Source organism: Phreatobacter sp. GW821-FHT04C01, from assembly GCF_059420385.1.
Genome location: NZ_JBWKTP010000005.1, coordinates 219,632 through 244,455 on the forward strand (window position 1 = coordinate 219,632; position 24,824 = coordinate 244,455).

Here is a 24,824-nt window from a genome sequence, read left to right on the forward strand (position 1 = left end):
GCGGGCAGGATGGAGGGGTCATGAGGTCGACAATGCACTTCCCCGATCCTTTGCCCGAGGCGGGTCGAGGGCAAGTGCTCTTGCGAGGTAGGTGACGCGCCCCACCTTCCACGTGATCCGTGGCGGCCAGACCATCACGGCGATCGTTGTTCGACGCTGCCTCGAACCGCCCTCCGCCTGGCGTTCATCTCCCGATCCTCGCAAGGTCGCGCGGCATCAGGAGATGATTTTGACCCGCAATTCATTCGCGAAAATGACTTTTCTCAGCATCATCCCGTGCCCCGGCATGGCATTCGCCCAGGCGTAGGCGTCCGAATCGCGGCCGGCCATCGACCAGGACGGTGCGGACGAGCAAAAGACCGCCCGTCCGCGCAGCACAGGTGCCATGCGCCCCTATGTCCGGCGAGCCAAAGGCCCAAGATCCGGCGAAATTGCCTGTGACGATGAGCGCCTGACATCCAGTCGGAGCGTCGCCCCCGGGGCGGTTGCGCAGCTCGCCGGTACGGGGCCTCAACGATGCAGAATATCGCCATTTCCGTCCTCACCATTTGCGGCATCGAGGAACTCGCCGACCATAGCGGCCGGTCGGTCAGCCATGTGCTGTCGATCATCGACCCGGACTGGCCGGAGATCGAGACGTTCCGGCGCTATGGCGCGCACCAGCGCTCGGTCCTGCAGTTTCACGACATCATCGATCCCATGCCGGGCCAGATCCTGCCCGCGGCGGACCATGTCGCGGAGGTCCTGCGCTTCGGCGCCGATCTCGCGGGGTCGCGCGACGGGCGGACCGAAGGCCATCTGCTGGTGCATTGCCACATGGGCGTATCGCGCTCGACCGCGGCCATGCTGACCTTGCTCGCCCAGGCCAATCCCGACGATCCGGAGGACCGCCTGTTCGAACGCCTCAGGCAGATCCGCCCGCAGGCCTGGCCCAATTCCCTGATGATCGGCTTCGCCGACGACCAGTTGCGGCGCGATGGCCGGCTGACGGCCGCCCTGCGCCGGCACTACGCCCATCAGATCCACTACGACCCGCGCTATGTCGACTGGATGACGCGGCTCAAGCGCGACCGTGAGCTGGAAATGGGCGGACATCGCTGAAGGTGCGACGCCATTGGCGCGTCCCGGACCGACACCGGCTTCAGGGAGAAAAGCGCTGTTGAATCAACCCTCTCCCATTGGGAGAAGGTCAATTCAGGTGAGCTTTCGCGTCCAGCGCCGCGCCACACCAAGCAGAAGCCCCCGCCTCATCCCCGATGACCTCGTCTCAGTCTACGGCGATCATCACGTCGGAGGCCTTGACCACCGCATAGGCGTCCTGGCCGACGACCAGCTTCAATTCGTCGACCGCCTCATTGGTGATCGAGGAGGTCACGATGGTGCCGCCGACGTCGAGCCGGACATGGGCCGTGGTCGCGCCCTTCTTGATGTCGACGACCTTGCCCTTGAGCAGGTTCCTGGCACTGAGTTTCATGGCGAGCTTCCAACAGGTAAGAGACGACGGCGGGAAGCCGGGGCTCCCCGCCGCAGGAGGATATCACGCGGCAGCGTAGCCGACCGTGCCCTTGATCTCGAGGAATTCCTCGAGGCCGAAGCCGGCATATTCGCGACCATTGCCGGATTGCTTGTAGCCGCCGAAGGGCGCACCCGCATCCCAGGCGGGATAGTTGATATAGACATTGCCGCTGCGCATCTGGGCGGCGAGCTTGCGGGCCCGCTCGATCGAGCCGGACTGGACGTAGGACGCCAGGCCGTAAGGTGTGTCATTGGCCCGGGCGACGACTTCCTCTTCGCTCGTGTAGGGCAGGATCGACAGCACCGGCCCGAAGATTTCCTCGCGCGCGATGGTCATGTCGTCGGTGACATTGGCGAAGACGGTGGGGCGGACATAGTAGCCGCGGTTCAAGCCCTCCGGACGCCCCGGCCCGCCGGCGACCAGCTCGGCGCCTTCCTTGATCCCGGCCTCGATCAGCCGCTGGATCTTGTTGTATTGCAGCTCGCTGACCACTGGTCCGAGCCAGGTGTCCTCGGAAGCCGGCGCGCCCACCTTCAGCGGTTCGGCCGTCGCACGCGCGATCGCCACCGCCTCGGCATGCCTGTCGGCGGGCACGAACATGCGGGTCGGCGCGTTGCACGACTGGCCCGAATTGCGCATGCAGCCTTCGACGCCGAGCTTGACGGCCCGGTTCAGGTCGGCATCCGCGAGGATGATATTGGCCGACTTGCCGCCGAGTTCCTGATGCACGCGCTTGACGGTATCGGCCGCCGCCTTGGCGACCAGGATGCCGGCGCGGGTCGAGCCGGTGAACGACACCATGTCGACGCCGGGATGGCGCGAAATCGCTTCGCCGACGGTCGGACCGTCGCCGTTGACCAGGTTGAACACGCCCTTGGGCACGCCGGCCTCATGCATCACCTCGGCGAAGATGATGGCGTTGAGCGGCGCGATCTCGCTGGGCTTCAGCACCATGGTGCAGCCGGCGGCGAGCGCCGGACCGACCTTGCACATGATCTGGTTGAGCGGCCAGTTCCACGGCGTGATCATGCCGACAACCCCGATCGGCTCCTTGGCGATCAGCGTGGTGCCGCGCAGTTCCTCGAACTCGAAGGTCTCCAGCGTCTCGATCATCTTGGCGAGATGCGAGCTGCCCATGGCGGCCTGGGCCGTGTGGGCGAGCTTTTTCGGCGCCCCCATTTCGCGCGACAGCGTGTCGGCGATGTCGGCGTAACGGGTCTTGTAGACCTCGAGCACGCGACGCATCAGCGCCAGCCGCTCTTCGCGCGAAGTCGCCGCGAAGGCCGGGAAGGCGGCGCGGGCGGCAGCCACCGCCTTGTCGACATCAGCCTGGGTGCCCAGCGCGATGGTGCCGATCGACTCTTCGGTCGACGGATCGATCACGTCCAGCGTGGCAGTGCCGCTCGGCTTGACCCATTCGCCATTGATGTAGAATTCCCGCTCGTGCGCCATGATGCATGTCTCCCGGAGATGGTTTTTCGACAGATTTAAGAATTCCGCCCGGCGCGATCATAACCATGGCGCCGGCCTGTGCCAGAGGTTGCTGACTGACTTGAACGCGATCAGCGCTTGCCGGCAGCGACGCCAATGCAACGCTCGCGGCCCGGCGCCGCGGAAAGCGCGTGCTGCGACCGCCCCTCGTGCTGCACGTCGTCATGCCGGGGGCCGGCCCGGCCGTCGATCTTCATGACCGCGCCTCAAGCGTTATGTCTTACGGACCACAACGATAGGCGGTGGCCCGGCGGATGTCACGGGGGCGCCGGATCTATTGTGGGCCCGGCCGACGCAACCCTGACGCATCATATGCAGGAGCACACGGACAGCGATGCGCCAGGACCCTGGCCCGGTCGTCCCCTCCGTGCTTCCTGGCCGCCATTGCCGATGGAGCCGCGCCTTGTCCAAGCCCTCGATCCTGCTCGCCTGCAATTTCCCTGGGCGCCTGACCCGGCTGCTCGGGGAGCGCTATGAAGTCCATGGCCCGATGGAGCACTCGGTCGCCGAAGCGGTTCCAGCCGGTGGCCATCAGGCACGCGCCCTGCTCACCATGGGCACGATGAAGACCGACCGGGCGCTGCTCGACGCGCTGCCGCACCTCGGCCTCGTCGCCTATTTCGGCACCGGCTACGAGGGCGTCGACCTCGCCGAGGCGGCGGCGCGCGGCCTCGCGGTGACCCACAGCCCCGGCGCCAATGCCTCGAGCGTCGCCGATTTCGCCATGGGCCTCGTCATCGCCTCGACCCGCCAGATCCTGCAGGCCGACCGCTTCGTCCGGGACGGCCGCTGGCGCGGCAATGCCGCCGAACGCATGCCCTCGGTGCCCGGGCTCACCGGCGCCAGGCTCGGCATCTACGGCTACGGCGCCATCGGCAGCAAGGTGGCGGCGCGCGCCGCCGCCTTCGAGATGGAGATCGCCTATCACAGCCGCACCGAGCGGCCCGACCTCGCCTATGCGTTCAAGCCGAGCCTGCTGGCCCTGGCCGAATGGGCCGACATCCTGGTGGTCGCGGCACGTGCCGACACTTCCAACCGCCACGCGGTCGATCGCGGAGTGCTGGCCGCGCTCGGCCCCCATGGTCACCTGATCAATATTTCGCGCGGCATGGCGGTCGATACCGAGGCTCTGATCGAGGCCCTGGAAAACGGCGTCATTGCCGGTGCCGGCCTGGACGTTTTCGAGGCCGAGCCGGAGGTGCCGGAGCGGCTCAAGGTCTCGCCGCGGGTGGTCCTGACCCCGCATATCGCCTCGGCCAGCGTCTCTGCCCGCGAGGCCCAGGAGGACATGATCCTGGCCAATCTCGAGGCCTTCTTCGCCGGGCGCCCGGTGGTCAATCCGGTGCCGCGGGGCTGAGGAGCACGCGGTCAGCGGGTGAAGGCCGCCACCATGGTCCGGATCAGCTCCTCCGGCCGGCCCCGCGCCGGATCGAACCATTCGAGCGACCAGTTGAGCGCGCCGAGAATGGCGAGCCGGGCGACCTCGGGATCGATGCCCGGCGCCAGCGCCTTCGCCGCCGAGGCCTCGTCGAGCAGCCCGCGCCAAACCGTCTCATAGTCGCGCCGGGCCTGGCTGAGCGCAGTCTTCAGGCTCGGTGGCACATAGGGAAAGCAGCGGATATGGGCCGAGGTATAGTCGCTCTCGACCAGCAGGGTTTCGAGATGGGCCGCGATCGCAGCCTCGATGCGCGCCTTCATCGATGCCTTCGGGCCGAGCCCGGCGACCGCCGACGCCACCGCCTCATGGACGCGCTGCACGCCGATGCGCAGCACCTCGGCGGCCAGCTCCTCCTTCGAGGCGAAATGGTAATAGAGGCTTCCGGCCTTCATGCCGACCTGCGCGCCGATATCGCGCAGCGACGTCTCGGTATAGCCGCGGGCGCGGAACAGGCTGGCGGCGACGTCGAGGATCTGCTGGCGCGAGACCTCGGCCCGCTTCGGTGGCCGCTCCTCGGTCGACAGCCGCGCGCGCGGGTCCCGCGTGATCGTCTCCGTCATAGTGCCTCCTTCGCGCGCCACGGCCCCTCCTATTCCGCTGCGACACTCGCTGTCGAGAGACCGGGCCAGCGATCGAGCAGTGCGTCGAGGCGGACCGCCGCCTGCTTTTCAGCCGCAGCCTTGACGTGACCGAAGCCCCGGATCGACAGGGGCAGGCCGGCGATCTCCAACGCCAGCGCGTGATTGCCCGATGTCAGCTCGGGCAGCAGCCGGCTGCGCACCAGCGCCTCATAGTCTTCGATCAGCCGGCGCTCCATGCGCCGCTCGGCGGTGCGGCCGAAGGGATCGGCAAAGGAGCCACGCAAGCCTTTCAGCCGGGCGAGCAGCCGGAAAGCCGGAATCATCCAGGGGCCGAAACGCATCTTGCGTGGTTCGCCGGTGACCGGATCGCGCCGGGCCAATATCGGCGGCGCCAGGTGGAAGGCGACGCGGCCACCGTCGAACTCGCGTGCCAGCCGGTCGAGGAAGCCGGTTTCGACATGCAGGCGGGCAACCTCATATTCGTCCTTGTAGGCGAGCAGCTTGTGGAAGCTCCTCGCCACGGCCTCGGCGAGCCGCGTCGACCCCGGCACGGCACGGGCCTCGGCCGACGCCGTCATGACGACCAGGGCGCGGAAGCGAGCGGCCAGCGCCTCGTCCTGATAGGCGACCAGCGCGGCCGCCCTGATCGCCACGATCCCGTCGAGATCGGCCGCGACCGCGGTCGGCGCGCTGCGCGGCAGGTGGGTTTCGACCAGCGCCCGGTCAAAGCCGAGCGCCCTGCCCCAGGCGAAGGCTGCCTTGTTCATGGCGACCGCCGCGCCATTGAGCTCGATCGCCCGCAGGATGGCGGCCTCACTCACCGGCACCCTGTTCTTCTGCCAGGCAAGACCGAGCGCCATCATGTTGGCGCCGACCGCATCGCCGAGCAGCGCCGTCGCCAGCGTCGAGAGGTCGGCGAAGATCGTCTCGCCGCGCGCCGCCAGCCGCCGCTTCATCAACTCTCCAGGGAAGATCAGATCCGGCTTGGCGGCGAAATCGCCGGTCATCACGACATGGTCGTTGACGATGGCGAGCGCATCTTCGGCGATGAGCGGCAGAACCTCCGGGCTGGAGGCGACCGCCAGGTCGCAGCCGATCAGCGTCTCCGCCTCGCCGCGCGCCAGCCTGACCGGGCCGGTTTCGGCGGGGCCGGTCAGACGGATATGGGTGGTCACCTCGCCGCCCTTCTGGGCAAGCCCGATCTGGTCCATCACCGAGACGCCGCGGCCGTCGAGATGGGCGGCCATGCCGATGATCGCGCCAATGGTGACGATGCCGGTGCCGCCGATGCCGCCGATGACGAGACGCGCCGGCCGGCCGAGATCGAGAACCGGCGCCGGGACCTCAGGCGGCTTCGCGGTTGCCGCCTCGGGTTTCCTGGGCACACCACCCTCGATGGTGACGAAGCTCGGGCAGAAGCCCTCGACGCAGGTCGCATCCTGGTTGCAACTGGTCTGATCGATCCGCCGCTTGCGGCCGAACTCGGTTTCGAGCGGCACGATCGAGACGCAGTTGGACTTCCTGCCGCAATCGCCGCAGCCCTCGCAGACCGCCTCGTTGATGACCACGCGCCGGCCGGCATCGGGCATCAGGCCGCGCTTGCGGCGGCGGCGTTTCTCGGCGGCACAGACCTGGTCGTAGATCAGCACCGAGACGCCCTTCACGCCGCGCAATTCGCGCTGCACCTCCTCCAGCCGGTCGCGCGGATCGATGGTCACGCCTGTTGGCATGGCCTCGCCCCGGTGACGCCCCGGCTCCTCGGCGACAATGCGAATCTGGCCGATCCCCTCGGCGCTCAGCTGGCGGGCGATCTGCGCGACGGTGAAACCGCCCTCGGCGGTCTGGCCACCGGTCATGGCGACGGCATCGTTGTAGAGCAGCTTGTAGGTGATGGTGACCTTGGCCGCGATCGCCGCGCGGATCGCCAGCAGGCCCGAATGGGCATAGGTGCCATCGCCGAGATTGACGAAGACATGCTCGGTCTCGGTAAACGGCGCCTGGCCGATCCAGCTCGTGCCCTCGCCGCCCATCTGGGTGAAGGTCGAGGTGTCGCGATCCATCCACTGCGCCATGTAATGGCAGCCGATGCCGGCGAGCGCGCGGCTGCCCGCGGGCACCACGGTGGAGCGGTTGTGCGGGCAGCCCGAACAGAAATAGGGCAGCCGCCTGGCCAATGCCGGCTCGGCCGCCTGCGGGCCGGTGCCGAGCGTCGTCATGCCCGGCGCGATGGCCTCGGCGAGCTCGCCGCCGAGCGGGACAAGCCGGCTGCCGATGACGCGTGCCAGGTGGTCGGCGGTGAAAGCGGCGCGCGGCGACAAGAGCGGCTTGCCCTCGCCATCGATCTTGCCGGCAAGGCGCGGCCTCAGGCCGGCGTCGAGCGTCAGCAGCGTGCGGGCGACCTGGTCCTCGACCAGAGGCCGCTTCTCCTCGATGACCAGCACCTCGTCGGCACCGGCCGCGATCTCGCGGATGAAATCCGGGTCGAGCGGCCAGGGCATGCCAATGGCGGCGAGGCCGATGCCGAGAGCGGCGAGCCGCGTGAGGTCGAGGCCGAGCAGAGCGAGTGCCTGTTCGACATCGAGCCGCGACTTGCCGACCGCCAGCAGGGTCAGCCGGCGCCGGCCGGGCCCGGGATCGGCCAGCACGCGGTTGAGCGCGTTGGCGCGGCCGAAGGCGATGGCCGCCGGCAGCCTGAGATCGAACAGCCGGCGTTCCTGTTCGAGCGGCGAATCCGGCCAACGGATCGAGACGTCGGCCGGCAAGCCCTCAGGGGTGACGATATCCGGCGTTACATCGGCGAGATCGATCGCCGCGGCGGAATCCATGGTATCGGCCAGCGCCTTCATGCCGACCCACAGGCCGGTCGCCCTCGACATGGCGAGACCGATCAGGCCGAAGCGCAGGACCTCGGCCACATTGGCCGGATGCAGCACGGGGATGGAGGCGTCGAGAAAGCCATAGTCCGATTGTGACGGCAGGCTCGCCGACTTGCAGGCATGGTCGTCGCCGGCGATCGCCAGCACGCCACCTGCGGGTGCGGTGCCGGCCGCATTGGCGTGTTTCAGGACATCGCCGGAACGATCGACGCCCGGGCTCTTGGCGTACCAGATAGCGAAGACGCCGTCGTGTTTCGCTCCCTCCGAAAGCCCCACCTGCTGGCTGCCCCAGACGCTGGTCGCAGCCAGGTCCTCGTTGAGGCCGGGCTGGAAGACCACGTCCTCTTTGGCCAGGTGGCGCTTGGCGGCCCAGAGTTCGCGGTCATAGGTGCCGAGCGGCGAGCCGCGATAGCCGGAGATGAAGCCGGCCGTGTTCAGGCCTGCGGCCCGGTCGCGCCGCCGCTGCGCCAGCGGCAGGCGCACCAGCGCCTGCACACCGGTCAGGTAGATGCGGCCGTGGTCGGCAGTGTATTTATCGTCGAGCGTGACGGGGCCGGTGGTGACGGGTCCATCCATGGCGATGGTTCTCTCTCGGGCCTTATGGTCTCGAATGGGGTCGGTCGTGGCGTATTGATTGGGCAGGCTTGGCGTCTTGCGGGATCTCGATAACCACCGACGTCACCCCCGGCGAGCGAAGCGAGGGAAGGGGGTCCAGGAGTTGCAGAGCTGTTTCGCCAACACCGCGAACTCCCTCAACACATGCACGGACAAGGCGGCCTGTTGGCTCCTGAACCCCCTTCCCTCGCTTCGCTCGCCGGGGGTGACGTAGAGGCCCCAGCAAGCTTCCGCTTAGAGGGGTGCCCGAGGCCTTAAGGACGACCGCAAAGCCCTTCCCCGTCGACCTGAAACAGCGTCCCTAAAGCCGCTTGGCGACTTCTTCGAGCATGACCTCGGTGGCGCCGCCGCCGATCGCCTGGACCCGGGCATCGCGCGACATGCGCTCGATGGCGCTCTCGCGCATGAAACCCATGCCGCCATGGAACTGCACGCAGTCATACATCACGGCGTTGACCAGCTCGCCGCAATAGGCCTTGAGCATGGAGACCTCACGGGTGACGTCCTCACCGCGAGCATCGCGCCAGGCCGCCGAATAGACCAGCTGGCGGCCGGCCTCGACCTCGGCCGCGCGCATGGCGAGCCGCTGGCGGATTGCCTGCTTGTCCCAGAGCGTCTGGCCGAAGGCCTTGCGCGTCTTGACGTAGGCCAGCGTCATGTCGAGCGCCGCCTGGGCCTCGCCCATGGCCATGGCGCCGATGACGATGCGCTCGTTCTGGAAGTTCTTCATGATGGCGTAGAAGCCGCGGCCCTCCTCGCCCAGCACCGCGTCATGAGGCACCAGGCAATCCTCGAAGACCAGCTCGGCCGTATCCGACGAGCGCCAGCCATGCTTGTCGAGCGCCCGGCCGACCCGGAAGCCCGGCGTGCCCTTCTCGACCAGGAACATGGTGACCGCCTTGGAGCCGCCGCCGACATCGCCGGTCTTGGCGGCGACGCAATAGAGGTCGCCATGGACGCCGTTGGTGATGAACATCTTGGCGCCGTTGAGCACATAGCCTTCCGCCGTGCGACGCGCGGTCGTGCGGATACCCTTCACGTCGGAACCGGCATCGGGCTCGGTGACGGCCACCGCGCAGATCGTCTCGCCGGCGATGATCCGGCCCATCCACTTGTCCTGCTGCGCCCGGCTGCCGGCATTGAAGACATGGACCGAGGCCATGTCGGTGTGAACAAGCGCGGTGATGGCGACGCCGGAAAAGGTCGAGCGGCCAAGCTCCTCGGCCAGCACCACGCTGCCGCGCGTGTCCATAGCCGAGCCGCCGAGCGCCTCGGGGTAACGAATGCCGAAAAAGCCGAGCCTCCCCATGCGGCGCAGCACGTCGCGCGGCACGAAGCCCTGAGCTTCCCAGTCTTCGCCATGCGGCTTGATCTCCGCTTCGACGAAGCGGCGCACCTGGTCGCGCAACATGTCGTGCTCTTCCTCGAAGAAGGGTGAGGAACGGCCGATCGTCGGTGCGGCTTCGGCACCGCGCGAATTCACTGTCATGGAGCGATCCCTGTCCAACTCATCTCGGCCGCAGCCTCGGCGCTTGACGGCTGCCGTGAAGCCGACCTACTAATCTAACTCACGTTAGGTAGATTGATTGCAATGTCAACAGACCAGCACCAGCGAGGGCCCGCAACGTGACGATCCCGATGGCGACACCACCCGATGCGACTGCCGCCTTCGCGGCATTGATCGAGACGCTGCGCGGCCGTCGGCGCGCCGCGCTCGGCGGTGGTGGCGAGGCGCTGGTCCGCCGGCACCGCGAGCGCGGCAAGATCCTGGCGCGTGACCGCATCGACCTGCTGCTCGATCCGGCGAGCCCGTTCCTGGAACTGTCGCCGCTGGCCGCACACGGCCTCTATGGCGGCGAGCTGCCGGCGGCCGGCATCATCACCGGCGTCGGCATGGTCCACGACGCGCCCTGCATGGTGATCGCCAACGACGCGACGGTGAAGGGCGGCTCGTTCTTCGCCGAGACCGTGCGCAAGCACCTGCGCGCCCAGGAGATCGCGGAAGCCCATCGCCTGCCCTGCCTCTACCTGGTCGATTGCGGCGGCGCCTATCTGCCCGAACAGGACCGGGTGTTTCCCGACCGCGACCATTTCGGCGGCACCTTCTTCAACCAGTGCCGGATGTCGGCCGCAGGCATTCCACAGATCTCGGCGGTGTTCGGCGGCTGCACGGCGGGCGGCGCCTATATCCCGGCGCTGTCGGACGAGGTGGTGATGGTGCGCGGCACCGGCCGGATCCATCTCGGCGGCCCGCCGATCGTCAAGGCGGCGATCAACGAGATCGTCGACGGCGAGACGCTCGGCGGCGCCGACATGCACGCCACCGTCTCCGGGGTCACCGACCATGTCGCGGCGACCGAGACCGAGGCGATCGGCCGCCTGCGCGAGATCGTGCTCGGCTTCGGCGCGCTGCGGCTCGTCACGCCGCCGCCCTTTACGCCGGCGCCACCGCTGGCCGATTCGGCCGAACTCACCGCCATCGTGCCGGTGGATCTCAAGAAACCTTACGACGTGCGCGAGGTGATCACCCGCCTGGTCGACGGCAGCGCCTTCCAGGAGTTCAAGCCGGCCTATGGCGCGTCGCTGGTCACCGGCTTTGCCCGCATCCATGGCTATCCGGTCGGCATCATCGCCAATAATGGCGTGCTGTTCGCCGAGGCCTCGGTGAAGGGCGCCCATTTCATCGAGCTGTGCGACCAGCGCCACATCCCGCTGATCTTCCTGCAGAACATTACCGGCTTCATGGTCGGCACCGAGGCCGAGCGCGGCGGCATCGCCAAACATTCGGCCAAGCTCGTCTATGCGGTCTCCAATGCCCGGGTGCCGAAATATACCGTGATCATCGGCGGCTCCTACGGCGCCGGCAATTACGGCATGTGCGGCCGCGGCTTCCAGCCGCGCTTCCTGTTCGCCTGGCCGAATGCCCGCATCGCCACCATGAGCCCTGAAGTCGCCGCGACGGTTGTGACCGAGCTGCGCCGCCAAAGCCTGAAGGGTGCCGGCGACGAAGCCGGCATCGCGGAGATCGACCGGCGCACGCGTGCCCAGTTCGAGGAACAGAGCGATCCCTACTACGCCACCGCGCGGCTCTGGGACGACGGCATCATCGAGCCCGCCCAGACCCGCGACGTCCTCGGCCTTTGCCTGTCGCTCAGCGCCGGCGAGCCGAGGGACACCTCCCCCCGCCCGGTCTACCGGATGTGAGTGCAGCCATGTTCCGTTCCCTTCTGATCGCCAACCGGGGCGAGATCGCGGTCCGGATCATCCGCACCGCCAGGCGCCTGGGCATCCGGACCATCGCGGTCTATTCGGAAGCCGACAAGGACGCGCTGCACGTCCGGCTCGCCGACAGCGCCGTGCCGATCGGTCCGGCGGCGGCGCGCGACAGCTATCTGCGCGCCGATCGCATCATCGACGCCGCGCGCGCGGCCGGGGCGGAGGCGATCCATCCTGGCTACGGCTTCCTGTCGGAGAAGACCGAACTGCCGGCGCTCTGCGCCGAGAACGGCCTCGCCTGGGTCGGGCCGCACGGCAAGGCCATCGCGGCCATGGGCTCGAAAATCGAGGCCAAGCGCCTCGCGGCCCAGGCCGGGGTGCCGGTTGTTCCCGGTTATGACGGCGAGGATCAGAGCCCCGAGAGGCTGGAAAGCGAGGCGCTGCGCACCGGCCTGCCCGTCATGATCAAGGCCTCCGCCGGCGGCGGCGGCAAGGGCATGCGCGCGGTCGCCGCGCCGGAAGCCCTCGCCGAGGCCCTGGTTTCGGCGCGGCGGGAGGCCGAGGCCGCCTTCGGCGACGGCCGGCTCCTGATCGAAAAGCTGATCACCCGGCCGCGCCACGTCGAGGTGCAGGTGCTCGGCGACAAGCACGGCAATCTCGTCCACCTGTTCGAGCGCGATTGCTCGGTCCAGCGCAACAACCAGAAGCTCCTGGAAGAGGCGCCGGCCCCCCATCTTTCCGACACGACACAGGCGGCGCTGCATCGCCATGCCGTCAGGCTGGCGTCGGCGATCGGCTACGACTCGACCGGCACCATGGAGTTCATCGTCGACGCCGCCACGGAAGAGATCTTCTTCCTGGAAATGAACACCCGGCTGCAGGTCGAGCACACCGTCACCGAGGCGATCACCGGGCTCGACCTGGTCGAATGGCAATTGCGCGTCGCGGCCGGCGAGAAGCTGGGCTTTGCCCAGGGCGACGTCACCATGACCGGTCATGCGATCCAGGCCCGCCTCACCGCCGAACGCGCCGACGAGGGGTTCCGCCCGGATGTGGGGTCGATCGCGCTCTGGTCGCCGCCATCCGACATCCGGGTCGATTCCGGGGTCGAGACCGGCACGGTGATCGGCCTCGCCTATGACAGCCTGCTCGCCAAGCTGATCGCCACGGGAGCCGACCGGGCGCAGGCGCTGCAAAAGCTCGGCGCGGCGCTCGACACGCTCACCGTGCTCGGCCCGGCAACCAATCGCGCCTTCCTGATCGACGCCTTGAGGACGCCGGCCTTCGCGGAAGGACGCGCGACCACCCGGCTGATCGCCGAGACCTGGCCGGAGGGCTGGGCACGCGACAAGGCGGACCTCGTGCTCGCCCGCCGCCTGGCGGCGCTCGTCCTGTGGCTGAGGCGTGCGCCCGAGCAACGCCCCTCGCCCTGGTCCAGCCTGCAAGGCTTTCGCCTGCTGGCGACCGGAGCAACGCCCTTTTCGGTTTCGACCGATGGCGCGACGGCAATGGTGACGGTGGCGGGAGGACCGAAGCATTTCACGCTCGGCGATGCCGATGGGAGCATCGCGGTCGAAGCCTCCGTCGAAGGGGCGCCGCTGACCGTCGTCATCGACGGCATCGCCATCGCCTGCCGCTTCGCCGTCGCGGACGGGCAGGTCGCCATACGCGCCGGTTCGGTCGAGGCGAAATTCCAGGTTCTGCCGGCCGCGGAGGCGGCGCTACGGGCCGCATCCGGCGCCAATGCCGCCGGCGGCGCCGACATCATCGCGCCCATGCCCGGCCTCGTCACCGAGATCCGGGTCGCGGTCGGCGACACCGTCGCCATCGGCCAGACGATCGCCGTACTCGAATCGATGAAGCTGTTCACCGACCTGAAGAGCGCTTGCGACGGCCGGGTCGAGCGGATCCTCGGCGCGCCCGGAAAGACGGTCGGCGCCGGCGCGCTGATCGTCGCCATCACATCAGCCGAAAAGCCCGAGATTTAGGAGAAAGCCTTGCCCGGATTGTGGTTCGAGGAGTTTTCGGTCGGCCAGACCTTCGATCATCCGATCACCCGCACGGTGACCGAGATGGACAACATGCTGTTCTCCAACATGACGCTGAACCCGCAGCCGCTGCACATCGACGCGCATTTCGCGGCGAACACCGAATTCGGCAAGCCGCTGGTCAATTCGCTGTTCACGCTCGGCCTGATGATCGGCATTTCCGTGCACGACACGACACTGCGCACGACTGTGGCCAATCTCGGCATGACCGACGTGAACTTCCCGGCACCGGTGTTCCAGGGCGACAGCATTCGCGTGGTCACCTCGGTGGAGGCGGTCCGGCCCAGCGCCTCGCGCCCCAAGGCAGGCCTCGTCACCTTCCGCCACCGCGCCTTCAACCAGGACGGCAAGGAGGTGGCCAATTGCACCCGCGTCGCGCTGATGCACCGCCGACCGCAGGAGGCGGAGGCGTGAGGGCGAGGAGGGTAAGCCTCGCGCCCCGGGACCTCCGGGGTCGCACGAGAACCACTACGTCTCCGCCTGACGAGGCTCGCAGAATACCCATCTGCAGCACGACCATCTGAACGAACACACGGCCCGCCGCATGCGTCCGGCGCGGGCCGAGACCGAAACGAGACGCATCGGAGGATATGAGACCATGACCAAGGACATCACGACGACTGCCCTCACCCGCCGCAATGCCGCGGTGCTGTCGCTCGCGGCAACCGCTGCCGCGGTGGCTTCGCCGGCCGTCGCCCAGACCCAGCCGCAACTGCGCTGGCGCATGGTGACCAGCTATCCGAAGAGCCTCGACACGCTCGACGGCGGCTGCCGGATGCTCGCCAAGATCGTTTCGGAACTGACCGATGGCCGCTTCGACATCCAGGTCTTCGCCGCCGGCGAAGTGGTGCCGGCGCTGGCCGTGCTCGACGCGGTGCAGAACGGCACGGTCGAAATGGGCCATACCGCGAGCTATTATTATGTCGGCAAGGAGCCGGCGCTCGCCTTCGACACCTGCCTGCCCTTCGGGCTCAACGCCCGCCAGCAGAATGCCTGGATGACCCATGGTGGCGGCGCGGCGCTGATGCAGGAGCTGTTCCAGCCCTATGGCATCAGGCTGTTTCCGGCGGGCAATACCGGTGCCCAGATGGCCGGCTGGTTCCGCAAGGAGATCGCCACGGTCGAAGACCTGCGCGGGCTCAAGTTCCGCACCGGCGGACTGGTCGGCCAGATCCTGACCAAGCTCGGCGTCGTGCCGCAGCAGATCGCCGCCGGCGATATTTATCCGGCGCTGGAGCGCGGCACCATCGATGCCGCCGAATGGGTCGGACCGCATGACGACGAGCGCCTCGGCCTGCAGAAGGTCGCCCGCTACTACTATGCTCCGGGCTGGGCCGAAGGCTCGGCGCAGCTCTCGCTTTATGTCGGGCAGAGCCGCTTCGATGCCCTGCCGCCAGCCTACAAGGCGGCGATCGAACAGGCTTGCGCCGCGGTCAACGTCTGGATGCTGGCCAAATATGACAATGACAATCCAGCGGCGCTGCGCCGCCTGGTCGCCGGCGGCGCGCAGATCCGGCTCTATTCCCGCGAGGTGCTGACCGCCGCCTTCGAGGCCTCCGAGCAGCTCTATGCCGAGCTCAATGCCCAGAATCCGAAATTCAAAAAGATCTTCGAGGCCTGGAACGCCTATCGCCGCGAGGAATCGCTGTGGTTCCGGGTCAACGAGTTGCAGTTCGACAGCTATATGGCGTTCCGGTTGGGACGCACGGGGTAGCCACGCAATCTGCGGCAGAGCCGGCCGGCCGGCCGATCAGCGCCCGTCCTGTCGCTTGCGCGGCTTGGCGGGCGCTTTCGTCGGTGGGCCTGCGCGCGTCATCTCGGCGACCGCCGCGTCGCGGGCGTTGAACACGGTCCGCGCGATCAAGCTTGCGGCAGCATCGGCGTCGCCGGACCGTACCGCCTGCAGCACCGCGCCCATCTCGTCGATGCTGGCCCTGAGGCGCCCGGGCACGGCCATGGCCTTGACCCGCAGCCAGCTGATGCGCGCATCGAGATGGGCCAGCATGTCGCCGGCCGTGCCGTGGCCGGCGACCGCCAGCAAATGGTCGTTGAACCGGTGCACGACCATGACGATGCGCGGCACGTCTTCCGCCGCGGCGGCGCGTTTCATCTCGGCGAAGATCGCCTCCAGCGTGGCGATGTCGGCAAGCCCGGCCTTCTCGGTGAAGCGCCTGATCACCAGGCTCTCCAGCATGGCGCGGATCTCGTAGATCTCGCTGGCCTGGTCCGGCGTCAGGGTCACCACGCGCGGTCCCCGCCGCGGCTCGACGACCACCAGCCGCTCCGCCTCCAGACGGCGGATCACCTCGCGCACCGAGGCCCGGCTGATGCCCATGGCGTCGCAGAGTTCGCGCTCGATCAGCCGCGTGCCCGGTTGGATACGGCCCGAAATGATGGCGTCCCAGACCTGCTCGAAGGCCCGGTCGCGAATGAGCACGGGTGGCCCCAGGGCTTCGAGCGTGCTGGCGATCATGCGGGGCCTCCCCTTTCGTCTTCCTGCGAACCACGCGGGCGCCGCCATATCAAGCCGCTCGCCCAAAGATTGCCCGGCCATTGCCAAAACGACTGTGGGCCCATGTGGCCGGCCGGCTTGACTCGCCGAAACGGCTGACTAGCATCTTGTCAGACAAGAAGACAGATCGACAAAGAGTCGACGTCAAAAAGAAACGGCCTTCGAACGGCTTTGCAGGACTCGATTTTGGGGGGTCGGCATCCGATCGCGCCTTTTTCGCCGCGTTCGCGGCGATCGATGCCGCCCGAGTCCACCAGGGAAGACGCGCCGACACAGTGGCGCCCCCGAAGCCAGGAGACGCCCATGTCGCAAGCAGCCGCGACCCAGCCGGATGCCGGCTCGACAGCCGATTTCGAACGCATCCGCCGACGGGCGATCCTGTCCTGCGCGATCGGCAATTTCGTCGAACTGTTCGACTTTCTGATCTTCGGCCTGTTCGCCGCCCAGATCGCCGCCAATTTCTTTCCCGGCGGCGACCCGGTCATCTCGCTCCTGTCGGCCTTCGCCACCTATGGCGTCGGCTTCGTCATGCGGCCGGTCGGCGCCATCGTCATCGGCGCCTATGGCGACCGGAAGGGGCGCAAGGCGGCCCTCATCCTCACCGTCGGCATGATGGCGGGCGCCACCGCGCTCACCGGGCTCATCCCGTCCTATGCCTCGATCGGCATCTGGGCACCGATCCTCCTGGTCATCTGCCGGCTGATCCAGGGCTTCTCGACCGGTGGAGAATGGGGCGGCGCCGCCGCCTTCCTGGTCGAGTATGCACCGCCCGGCAAACGCGGCCTGATCGGCAGCATGCAGCAGTTCAGCGTCGGCCTGGCGCTGATCGCCGGCACGCTAACCGCGGCGATCCTCAATTCGGTCCTCGACAAGGAAGCGATGATCGCCTGGGGCTGGCGCATTCCCTTCATTCTCGGCTTCGTGCTGGCGCCGATCGGCCTCTATCTGCGCTCGCAGGTCTCGGAAACGCCGGCCTTCAGCAAGGCCGTCGTCCAGAAGACGGTCGCCTCCTCGCCGCTGCGCGACGCGCTGACCATCTACCGGCTGCCGGTTCTCGCCGCCTTCGGCATTTCCGTGGTCGGTACGGTCGGCAACTACACGTTCAACATCTTCATGCCGAGCTTCGCGGCGACCCAGCTCGGCATTCCCGCCGGTTCCGCCTATTACGCCTCGGCGGTCGCGGCGGTGGTGCTCACCGTGCTGACGCCGGTCGCCGGCTGGCTGTCCGATCAGGTCGGCCGCAAGCCCGTGCTGCTGGTTTCCGCCATTGGCTACGGGCTGTTGTCCTACCCGCTGTTCCAGTATCTGGTGGGCACGCCGACCGCCATGGGTCTGATGGTCACCCAGTGCATTTCGGCCGCCCTGCTCGGCTTCTATGCCGGTCCGCTCTGCGCGGTGCTGGCTGAGCTGTTCCCGACCAAGGTGCGGTTCACCGCGCTGTCGATCGGCTACAGCATGGCGGTGACCATTTTCGGCGGCTTCGCGCCCTTCGTCGCGACCTTCCTGATCCGCGAAACCGGCAGCCCCGTCTCCCCGGCCCTGTTCGTGATCTTGGCCGCGGTCATCAGCACCATCACGCTTCTCCTCATCAAGGATCCGACCAATGCTCCGCTCGACTAATGCCGAGGGTGCGGAGACGGGCGCGCCGCTGGCGCCCGTCATCTGCGATTCCGTCACGATCGAGATCGTGCGCGGCGCCATCCGGGCGACCCAGGCCGAAATGGAGGCGCTGCTCGAACGCACGGCCATCTCCGCCTTCATCCGCGAGAAGAAGGATTTCTATACCGGCCTGTTCGACGCCGACGGCGTCATGGCAGTGGGGTCGAACGTGCCGATCTTCGGCGACATGACCAGCCCGGTGTTCCGCGACTTTCCGCCGGACACCATGCGTGAGGGCGACCTCTATTGGTACAATGACTGCTACGGCTCGCGCGGCGCGGTCTCGCATTCCAACGACCAGGTGCTGCTCGCCCCGGTATTCCACCAGGGCCGGCGCTGCGCCTTCGTGATGTGCTGGGCGCATTTCGCCGATATCGGCGGCCTGCGCGCCGGCTCGATCAGCCCGGATACCACCGACATCTTCCAGGAGGGCATCATGATCCCTCCGACCAAGCTGATCGATGCCGGCCAGACCAACGAGGCGGCGCTGGCGATCTTCCACCGCAATTCGCGCTTCCCCACCCAGAGCCTCGGCGATATGCGAGCGCTGATGGCGAGCAATGCGCTCGGCGTGAAGCGCGTCGAGGAGATCGTCGCCCGCTTCGGCGCCGATGTGGTCGCCGACGCGCTGCGCCAGCTCCTGGCGCGCACCCGCCGGCTGGTCCGCGCCAAACTGGCCGAAACCTTCGCCTACGGCACCCATCGCTTCACCGATGCGATCGATGCCGACGGCCATGGCCACGGCCCGTTCCGGATCCGCTTCGCGCTGACCCGCGAGCGCGGCACGGACGGCGAGGACCGCTTCATCTTCGATGCCACCGAGACCGACGACCAGGCCGTCGGGCCGGTGAACTTCCTGATGAACCCGGGCGTGCCGGGCATGGCCCTCGGGCTCTATTATCTCGGCGGCGATCCCGGCCAGGTCTGCAATGCCGGCGGGCCGCAATCGATCGACGAGGTTCGCCTGCGCGAGGGCTCGCTGTTGTGGCCGCGTTTCCCGGCGCCGCTCGGCATGCGCGGCCTGACCATGATGCGCGTTCTGGCCGGCCTGAACGGCCTGATCAACGTCGCCGGCGGCGGCGCCCCGGCCGCCCACTCAGCCTATGTCATCGCCCTGATGCGCGGCACCTATCGCACGCCGGAAGGCGCGCTCGAACCGTTCCTGCTCGCCGACGGCATCGGCGTCGGCTATGGCGCGCGACCCAATGCCGACGGCATCGACGCGGTCTATTTCGTCGCCCAGGAGAATTATCCGGTCGAATTCCTCGAAGCCGGCTATCCGGTGCGGCTGCGGGCCTATGGCATCGTGCGGGATTCGGGCGGCGCCGGCCGCCATCGCGGCGGCTGCGGCATCGTCAGGGAATATGAAGTGCTGGCCGAACAGGCCGTGCTCGCGGTGCGCATCGACAGCGTCAAGAACCCGCCCTGGGGCATGGCCGGCGGCATGTCGGGCGGCGTCGGCCGCGCGGTGCTGAACCCGGGCACCCCGGACGAGCACCGGTTCGAGCCCCTGTCGGACGGCAACCCGCTGAAGCGCGGCGATATCCTGCGCATCGAAACCGGCGGCGGCGGCGGCCATGGCCATCCCTATGACCGCCCGGTCGCCGAAGTCCTCGAAGACGTGCTCGGCGGCTTCGTCTCGGCCGCGGCGGCGAAGCGCCACTACGGCGTCGTGATCGAGGGGCGCGGCGTCGACGAAGCCGCGACCCGCACCCTGCGCGCCGACCGCCCGGCGGTCCGCTCCTTCCATCGCAATGAGTATGTCGATGCCATCATCTGAGGCCGGCCTCGCCGTCGCCGTCGATATCGGCGGCACTTTCACCGATATCGCCCTGCATGACCCCGTCAGCGGCAAGGTCTGGCGCGCCAAGACGCCGAGCGTGCCGAGCGATCCGTCGCAGGCCTTCATGACCGGCGTCGGCCTGGCGCTGGCCGAGGCCGGCAAGGACGCGCCGTCGCTGGAACGCGTCCTGCACGGCACGACGGTCGCCACCAACATGATCCTGGAGGGCAAGGGCGCAAGATCCGCCCTGGTCACCACCGAGGGGTTTCGCCATGTGCTGGCCATCGGCCGCCAGGACATTCCCCGCCGGGCCAATCTCTACGCCTGGGTGAAACCGGAGCGGCCGGTGCCGGCCTCGCGCGTGTTCGAGGTCAAGGAGCGCATCGGCCCCGGCGGCATCGTCATGGAGCCGCTGGACGAAGCGAGCGTGCGCGCCGCGGCGGCTGAATGCGGTGCGCAAGGCGTCGCGGCCGTGGCGATCTGCCTGCTGCATTCCTTCGCCAATCCCGTGCACGAGCAGCGGGTCGCCGAGATCTTCCGCGCCTGCCTGCCCGGCGTCGCGGTGACCACCTCGGTCGATATCCTGCCGGTGGTGCGCGAATATGAGCGGTCGCTGGCGACCGTGCTGAATGCCGTGGTCATGCCCGGCGTCTCGACCTATCTGTCGCGGCTCGAGCGGCGCCTCGAGGAGGCGGCGATCACCGCGCCGCTGCTGCTGATGCAGTCGAATGGCGGAGTCGCCGGCGGCGCCACCATCCGCCGGGCCCCGGCCCTGACGGCTTTGTCCGGGCCGGCCGCCGGCGTCGTCGGCGCCCGCGACATCGCGGCGGCCTCCGGCATCAGCGACATCATCACCGTCGATATCGGCGGCACCAGCGCCGATATCTGCCTGATCAAGGACGGCAAGATCAGCCTGACCCAGCACGGCCATGTCGGCGACTGGCCGCTGCCGCTGCCAATGGTCGACATGGTCACCATCGGCGCCGGCGGCGGGTCGATCGCCCGGGTCGCCGAAGGCACGCTCGCCGTCGGCCCGCAGAGCGCCGGTGCCGATCCCGGCCCCGCCGCCTATGGCCGCGGCGGCCGGATGGCGACCGTCACCGACGCTCATGTCGTGCTCGGCCACCTGCCGGCCCAACTGCTCGGCGGCCGGATGGCGCTGGATGTCGCCGCCGCCCGCGCGGTCATCACCGACTGCGTCGCCGCCCCGCTCGGCCTCACGCCGGAGGCCGCGGCGCGCGGCGTGCTCGCCATCATCGACAATCACATGGTCGGCGCCTTGCGGGTGGTCTCGGTCGAGCGCGGCCATGATCCGCGCGACTTCACGCTGTTGCCCTTTGGCGGCGCCGGGCCGCTGCACGGCTGCGCCCTGGCCGAGCTGCTCGGCGTCCGGCGCGTGCTGGTGCCGCCGGCCCCCGGCGTGCTCTGCGCCGACGGATTGCTCGCCGCCGACCTCAAGGCCGATTTCAGCCGCACCTTGCCCAAGGCAGGCGCGATCGACGTCGCCGCGGCGGAGACGATCTTCGCCGAGCTCGAAGAACGCGCCGCCCAGTGGCTGGAAGCCGAAGGCGTCGCCGCCGATGCCGGTTCGCTGAGCCGCGTGGCGCTGATGCGGTATCACGGCCAGGGCGGCGAGGTCACCGTGCCCTGGGCCGGAACCGCCGAGCGGACCGAAGCCGCCTTCGCCGCCGCGCATGCAAGCCTTTACGGCTTCGCGCTCGACGCGCCGGTGGAACTGGTGACGCTCAGGATCGAGGCGACCGGCCGCATGCCACCGCCGCCACGCGCCGAGCTCACCGCCGGATCCGGCAAGCCGCAAAGCGGTACGCTCACCGTGCATTTCGCCTCCGGCGCGGCCGAGGTGCCGTTGCTCGACCGCGCCGCCTTCGGCGCCGGCGACCGCTTCGCCGGGCCGGCGATCATCACCCAGCTCGACGCCACCACCCTGGTGCCGCCAAACTGGACGGGCGAAGTGCATGCCTCGGGCGCCATCCTGCTGACGGCTGCCGGCCACGACACGAAGCGACAGGACAGGTGACACCCGACATGACCGGATCCTCCCCCTTGCCCGCGCCCTCGGCGGCGCTGACCAAAGTCTTCGACCATATCGCCGAGAACCAGGACGGTTTCGTCCAGCGGGTGATGGACTATGTCCGCCACCCCAGCATCAGCGCGCAGAATATCGGCATCCGCGAGGTCGCAGCCTTGCTGGTCGGCATGCTGGACAAGCTCGGCTTCACGGCGGAGACGATCCCGACCGCCGGCCATCCCATGGTGCTCGGGCGCTGGGACAAGGCGCCCGGCGCGCCCACGGTTCTGCTCTACGGCCATTACGACGTGCAGCCGCCCGACCCGCTGGACGCCTGGGTGAGCCCGCCCTTCGAGCCGACCATCCGCGACGGGCGGATCTATGCCCGCGGCATCGGCGACAACAAGGGCCAGCATTTCGCCCAGCTTCTCGCCATCGAATCCCATCTGGCGGTGCATGGCCGCCTGCCCTGCAACGTTATCTTCCTGCTCGAGGGCGAGGAAGAGATCGGCAGTCCGCGCATCGCCGACTTCGTCGCCCAGCACCGCGACAAGCTGAAGGCCGATTTCGTGGTCACCGCCGACGGGCCGCTGCACGAATCCGGCACGCCGACCATCTGCTACGGCGTACGCGGCATGGCCTGTTTCGAACTGCGCGCGCGCCACGCCAGCCGCGACGTCCATTCCGGCAATTTCGGCGGCGTCGTGCCGAACCCGATCTGGACCCTCGTGCACCTGCTCGGCACGATGAAGAACGCCGCGGGCGAGATCACCATCGACGGCCTCGCCGATGGCGTCATCCCGCCGACCGCCCATGAATTGGCGGCCGCCGCACGCCTGCCGCTCGACCTCGGCGAGGTCAAGGCCGGGCTCGGTCTCGACCGCCTCGATGCGCCGGCCGGGCGCGGCTATTACGAGCGGCTGATGTTCCACCCGACCCTGACCATCAACGGCCTCCATGGCGGTTATGGCGGCGCCGGCAGCAAGACCGTGCTGCCCCATGAAGCCTTCGCCAAATGCGACATCCGGCTCGTCGAACCGATGACGCCCGCCGACGTGTTCGCCAAGGTCGAGGCGCATGTGAAGCGCCACGCGCCCGAGGTTGAATTCGTGCCCGGTTTCGGCATGTTGCCGTCGAAAACCCCGCTGGAATCGCCCTATGGGGCGACCATCCGGCGCGCCGTCCAGATCGCCCAGGGCGTTACGCCGCTGGAATATCCGGCCGTCGGCGGCAGCCTGCCCGACTATGTCTTCACCAAGGTTCTCGGCATTCCCGCCTTCGTCGTGCCTTATGCCAATGCCGACGAGGCCAATCACGCCCCCAACGAGAACCTGAAGCTCGACTGTTTCGTCAACGGCATCCGCACCGGCGCGGCGCTGCTCGACCAGCTCGGGCGGCAGGAGGGCTGAGGGGGCTGAGAGGGCTGAGAACGAGCCCCTGGAGGGGTACGCGCGTCCACCCTCGCCCACGCCTTCGTGGGAGAGGGTGCACGCGGCACATCCCCTCTGGCGCCACCGGCGACAACCCGGTATCCCCATCGCCCTGCCTTGATGGGAGACAGTGATGACCGCATCGACCGATCTTTCGGCCCATTTCGCCCGCGTCGCCGCCCTGTCCAACGCCATCAGCATCCTGCAATGGGACAATGACGTGATGATGCCCAAGGGCGCCGCCGGCACCCGGGCCGAAAGCATGGCGCAATTGCAGGTGCTGCGCCACGGCATGGTGACCGATCCGCGGATCGGCGACTGGTTGGTGGCGGCGGCGGACGACCCGTCGCTTAGCGACTGGGACCAGGCCAATCTGCGCGAGATCAGGCGGATCTGGACGGTCGAGACCGCCCTGCCCCCGGATCTGGTCGAAGCCTCGAGCAAGGCGATCTCGGCCTGCGAGATGCGCTGGCGCCAGGCGCGCGCCGATGCGGATTTCAAGGGCCTGCTGCCGGCACTGGCAGATGTGCTGAAGCTGCAGCGCGAGATCGGCCGCGCCAAGGGCGAAAAGCTCGGCCTGTCTCCCTATGACGCCCTGCTCAACGACTATGAACCGGGCGGCCGCGCGGAGCGCATCGACGCCCTGTTCGAGGACCTCGCGGGCTTCCTGCCCGGCTTCACCGAAGAGGTGCTGGCGATCCAGGCCCGGCGCCCGGCGACGCCCGAGCTCGCCGGCCCCTTCCCGGTGGAACAGCAGCGCCAGCTCGGCCTGAAGATGATGGCGGTGCTCGGTTACGACTTCGAGCGCGGCCGGCTCGATGTCTCGACCCACCCGTTCTGCGGCGGCGCCGACAACGATGTGCGCATCACCACCCGCTATGACGAAACCGATTTCACCCGCGCGCTGATGGGCGTGCTGCACGAGACGGGCCACGCCCTTTACGAGCAGGGCCGGCCGCAGGCCTTCATGAACCAGCCGGTCGGCCAGGCGCGGAGCATGAGCATTCACGAGAGCCAGTCGCTGCTGATGGAAATGCAGGCCTGCCGCAGCCGTGAATTCATTCAGTTCGCCGCGCCGGTGATGCGCCAGGCCTTCGGCGGCGACGGACCGGCCTGGGACGCCGAGAACATGCTCCGGCGCTACACCAGGGTGTCGCGCGGCTTCATCCGGGTCGATGCCGACGAGGTCACCTATCCTGCCCATGTCATCCTGCGCTACCGGCTGGAAAAGGCGCTGATCGCCGACCAGCTGCCACTGGCCGACCTGCCGGCGGCCTGGAACGAGCAGATGCGCGAGCTCGTCGGCGTGGTGCCGCCGGACGATCGCCAGGGCTGCCTGCAGGACGTTCACTGGCCGAGCGGCGGCTGGGGCTATTTCCCGACCTATACGCTCGGCGCCATGACCGCGGCGCAGATCTTCGACGCTGCCTGCCGGGCCGAGCCGGAGATTCTTCCGGCCATCGGTCGCGGCGACTTCTCGCGACTGGTCGGATGGCTCAGGACCCATGTCCACAGCCAGGGCTCGCTCTACCAGACCGACGAGCTCCTGACCCGCGCCACCGGCCGGCCGCTCGATGCCGGCGTGTTCAAGGCCCACCTCCGCCGCCGCTACGCCGAAGGACTGTGACGG

General features: G+C 68.4%; 19 protein-coding genes. 11 read left to right on the top strand and 8 right to left on the bottom strand.

The features are described from left to right. Positions 1 to 216 precede the first annotated feature (216 nt). Positions 217 to 387, bottom strand: coding sequence for a hypothetical protein (locus tag AC07WJ_RS20390; RefSeq protein ID WP_494936469.1), 171 nt, complete (start codon positions 385 to 387; stop codon positions 217 to 219). Positions 388 to 516: 129 nt separating this feature from the next. On the opposite strand from AC07WJ_RS20390, the gene AC07WJ_RS20395 reads away from it, so the two are divergent. Then, positions 517 to 1,101, top strand: a complete 585-nt coding sequence (locus AC07WJ_RS20395) for a tyrosine phosphatase family protein (protein ID WP_494936470.1) — start codon at positions 517 to 519, stop codon at positions 1,099 to 1,101. Between the two features lie 166 nt (positions 1,102 to 1,267). Here the strand turns inward: AC07WJ_RS20395 and AC07WJ_RS20400 are convergent, their stop codons facing one another. From AC07WJ_RS20400 to AC07WJ_RS20410, 3 genes are all read right to left on the bottom strand, one after another. Beyond that, positions 1,268 to 1,474, bottom strand: coding sequence for a TOBE domain-containing protein (locus AC07WJ_RS20400; protein WP_494936471.1), 207 nt, complete (start codon positions 1,472 to 1,474; stop codon positions 1,268 to 1,270). 63 nt (positions 1,475 to 1,537) lie between these two features. After that, positions 1,538 to 2,968, bottom strand: coding sequence for an aldehyde dehydrogenase family protein (locus AC07WJ_RS20405; protein WP_494936472.1), 1,431 nt, complete (start codon positions 2,966 to 2,968; stop codon positions 1,538 to 1,540). A gap of 110 nt (positions 2,969 to 3,078) precedes the next feature. Further along, complete coding sequence (locus tag AC07WJ_RS20410; RefSeq protein ID WP_494936473.1) at positions 3,079 to 3,204, bottom strand: hypothetical protein; 126 nt, start codon at positions 3,202 to 3,204, stop codon at positions 3,079 to 3,081. Between the two features lie 206 nt (positions 3,205 to 3,410). Here AC07WJ_RS20410 and AC07WJ_RS20415 point away from each other — a divergent pair, with 206 nt between their 5' ends. Beyond that, positions 3,411 to 4,364, top strand: a complete 954-nt coding sequence (locus tag AC07WJ_RS20415) for a 2-hydroxyacid dehydrogenase (protein ID WP_494936474.1) — start codon at positions 3,411 to 3,413, stop codon at positions 4,362 to 4,364. 11 nt (positions 4,365 to 4,375) lie between these two features. Here AC07WJ_RS20415 and AC07WJ_RS20420 read toward each other — a convergent pair whose 3' ends face one another. The 3 genes from AC07WJ_RS20420 to AC07WJ_RS20430 all read right to left on the bottom strand — a co-directional run bounded on the left by AC07WJ_RS20420 (position 4,376) and on the right by AC07WJ_RS20430 (position 10,006). Continuing rightward, positions 4,376 to 5,005: a TetR-type transcription factor C-terminal domain-containing protein gene (locus AC07WJ_RS20420; RefSeq protein WP_494936475.1), complete on the bottom strand. Its 630-nt coding sequence runs from the start codon at positions 5,003 to 5,005 to the stop codon at positions 4,376 to 4,378. A 29-nt stretch (positions 5,006 to 5,034) separates the two neighbouring features. After that, on the bottom strand, positions 5,035 to 8,478 hold the full coding sequence (locus AC07WJ_RS20425) for an indolepyruvate ferredoxin oxidoreductase family protein (protein ID WP_494936476.1): 3,444 nt from the start codon (positions 8,476 to 8,478) through the stop codon (positions 5,035 to 5,037). 340 nt (positions 8,479 to 8,818) lie between these two features. After that, positions 8,819 to 10,006 (bottom strand): acyl-CoA dehydrogenase family protein, encoded by a 1,188-nt coding sequence (locus AC07WJ_RS20430; RefSeq protein ID WP_494936477.1) that lies wholly within the window; start codon positions 10,004 to 10,006, stop codon positions 8,819 to 8,821. A 149-nt stretch (positions 10,007 to 10,155) separates the two neighbouring features. Between AC07WJ_RS20430 and AC07WJ_RS20435 the strand changes: the two genes are divergently transcribed. From AC07WJ_RS20435 to AC07WJ_RS20450, 4 genes are all read left to right on the top strand, one after another. After that, positions 10,156 to 11,721 (top strand): acyl-CoA carboxylase subunit beta, encoded by a 1,566-nt coding sequence (locus AC07WJ_RS20435; RefSeq protein WP_494936824.1) that lies wholly within the window; start codon positions 10,156 to 10,158, stop codon positions 11,719 to 11,721. Between the two features lie 8 nt (positions 11,722 to 11,729). Continuing rightward, positions 11,730 to 13,721, top strand: a complete 1,992-nt coding sequence (locus AC07WJ_RS20440) for an acetyl/propionyl/methylcrotonyl-CoA carboxylase subunit alpha (RefSeq protein WP_494936478.1) — start codon at positions 11,730 to 11,732, stop codon at positions 13,719 to 13,721. Positions 13,722 to 13,730: 9 nt separating this feature from the next. Then, positions 13,731 to 14,195, top strand: coding sequence for a MaoC family dehydratase (locus AC07WJ_RS20445; protein WP_494936479.1), 465 nt, complete (start codon positions 13,731 to 13,733; stop codon positions 14,193 to 14,195). Between the two features lie 184 nt (positions 14,196 to 14,379). Then, on the top strand, positions 14,380 to 15,495 hold the full coding sequence (locus AC07WJ_RS20450; RefSeq protein ID WP_494936480.1) for a TRAP transporter substrate-binding protein: 1,116 nt from the start codon (positions 14,380 to 14,382) through the stop codon (positions 15,493 to 15,495). A 36-nt stretch (positions 15,496 to 15,531) separates the two neighbouring features. Here the strand turns inward: AC07WJ_RS20450 and AC07WJ_RS20455 are convergent, their stop codons facing one another. Beyond that, entirely contained in the window at positions 15,532 to 16,254 is a 723-nt protein-coding gene (locus AC07WJ_RS20455) for a GntR family transcriptional regulator (RefSeq protein ID WP_494936481.1), read from the bottom strand. A 342-nt stretch (positions 16,255 to 16,596) separates the two neighbouring features. Here AC07WJ_RS20455 and AC07WJ_RS20460 point away from each other — a divergent pair, with 342 nt between their 5' ends. The 5 genes from AC07WJ_RS20460 (at position 16,597) to AC07WJ_RS20480 (ending at position 24,821) form a co-directional block, all read left to right on the top strand. Continuing rightward, the gene (locus AC07WJ_RS20460; RefSeq protein ID WP_494936482.1) at positions 16,597 to 17,913 is read left to right on the top strand and encodes an MFS transporter; all 1,317 of its coding nucleotides are present in this window, start codon (positions 16,597 to 16,599) and stop codon (positions 17,911 to 17,913) included. Beyond that, positions 17,897 to 19,732 (top strand): hydantoinase B/oxoprolinase family protein, encoded by a 1,836-nt coding sequence (locus AC07WJ_RS20465; RefSeq protein WP_494936483.1) that lies wholly within the window; start codon positions 17,897 to 17,899, stop codon positions 19,730 to 19,732. The genes AC07WJ_RS20460 and AC07WJ_RS20465 overlap by 17 nt, the downstream gene beginning before the upstream one ends. Beyond that, positions 19,719 to 21,773, top strand: coding sequence for a hydantoinase/oxoprolinase family protein (locus AC07WJ_RS20470; protein WP_494936484.1), 2,055 nt, complete (start codon positions 19,719 to 19,721; stop codon positions 21,771 to 21,773). Before AC07WJ_RS20465 ends, AC07WJ_RS20470 begins: the two co-directional genes overlap by 14 nt. Before the next feature lie 8 nt (positions 21,774 to 21,781). Beyond that, the gene (locus AC07WJ_RS20475; protein ID WP_494936485.1) at positions 21,782 to 23,173 is read left to right on the top strand and encodes a M20/M25/M40 family metallo-hydrolase; all 1,392 of its coding nucleotides are present in this window, start codon (positions 21,782 to 21,784) and stop codon (positions 23,171 to 23,173) included. A 154-nt stretch (positions 23,174 to 23,327) separates the two neighbouring features. Beyond that, positions 23,328 to 24,821, top strand: coding sequence for a carboxypeptidase M32 (locus AC07WJ_RS20480; RefSeq protein WP_494936486.1), 1,494 nt, complete (start codon positions 23,328 to 23,330; stop codon positions 24,819 to 24,821). Positions 24,822 to 24,824: the final 3 nt, after the last annotated feature.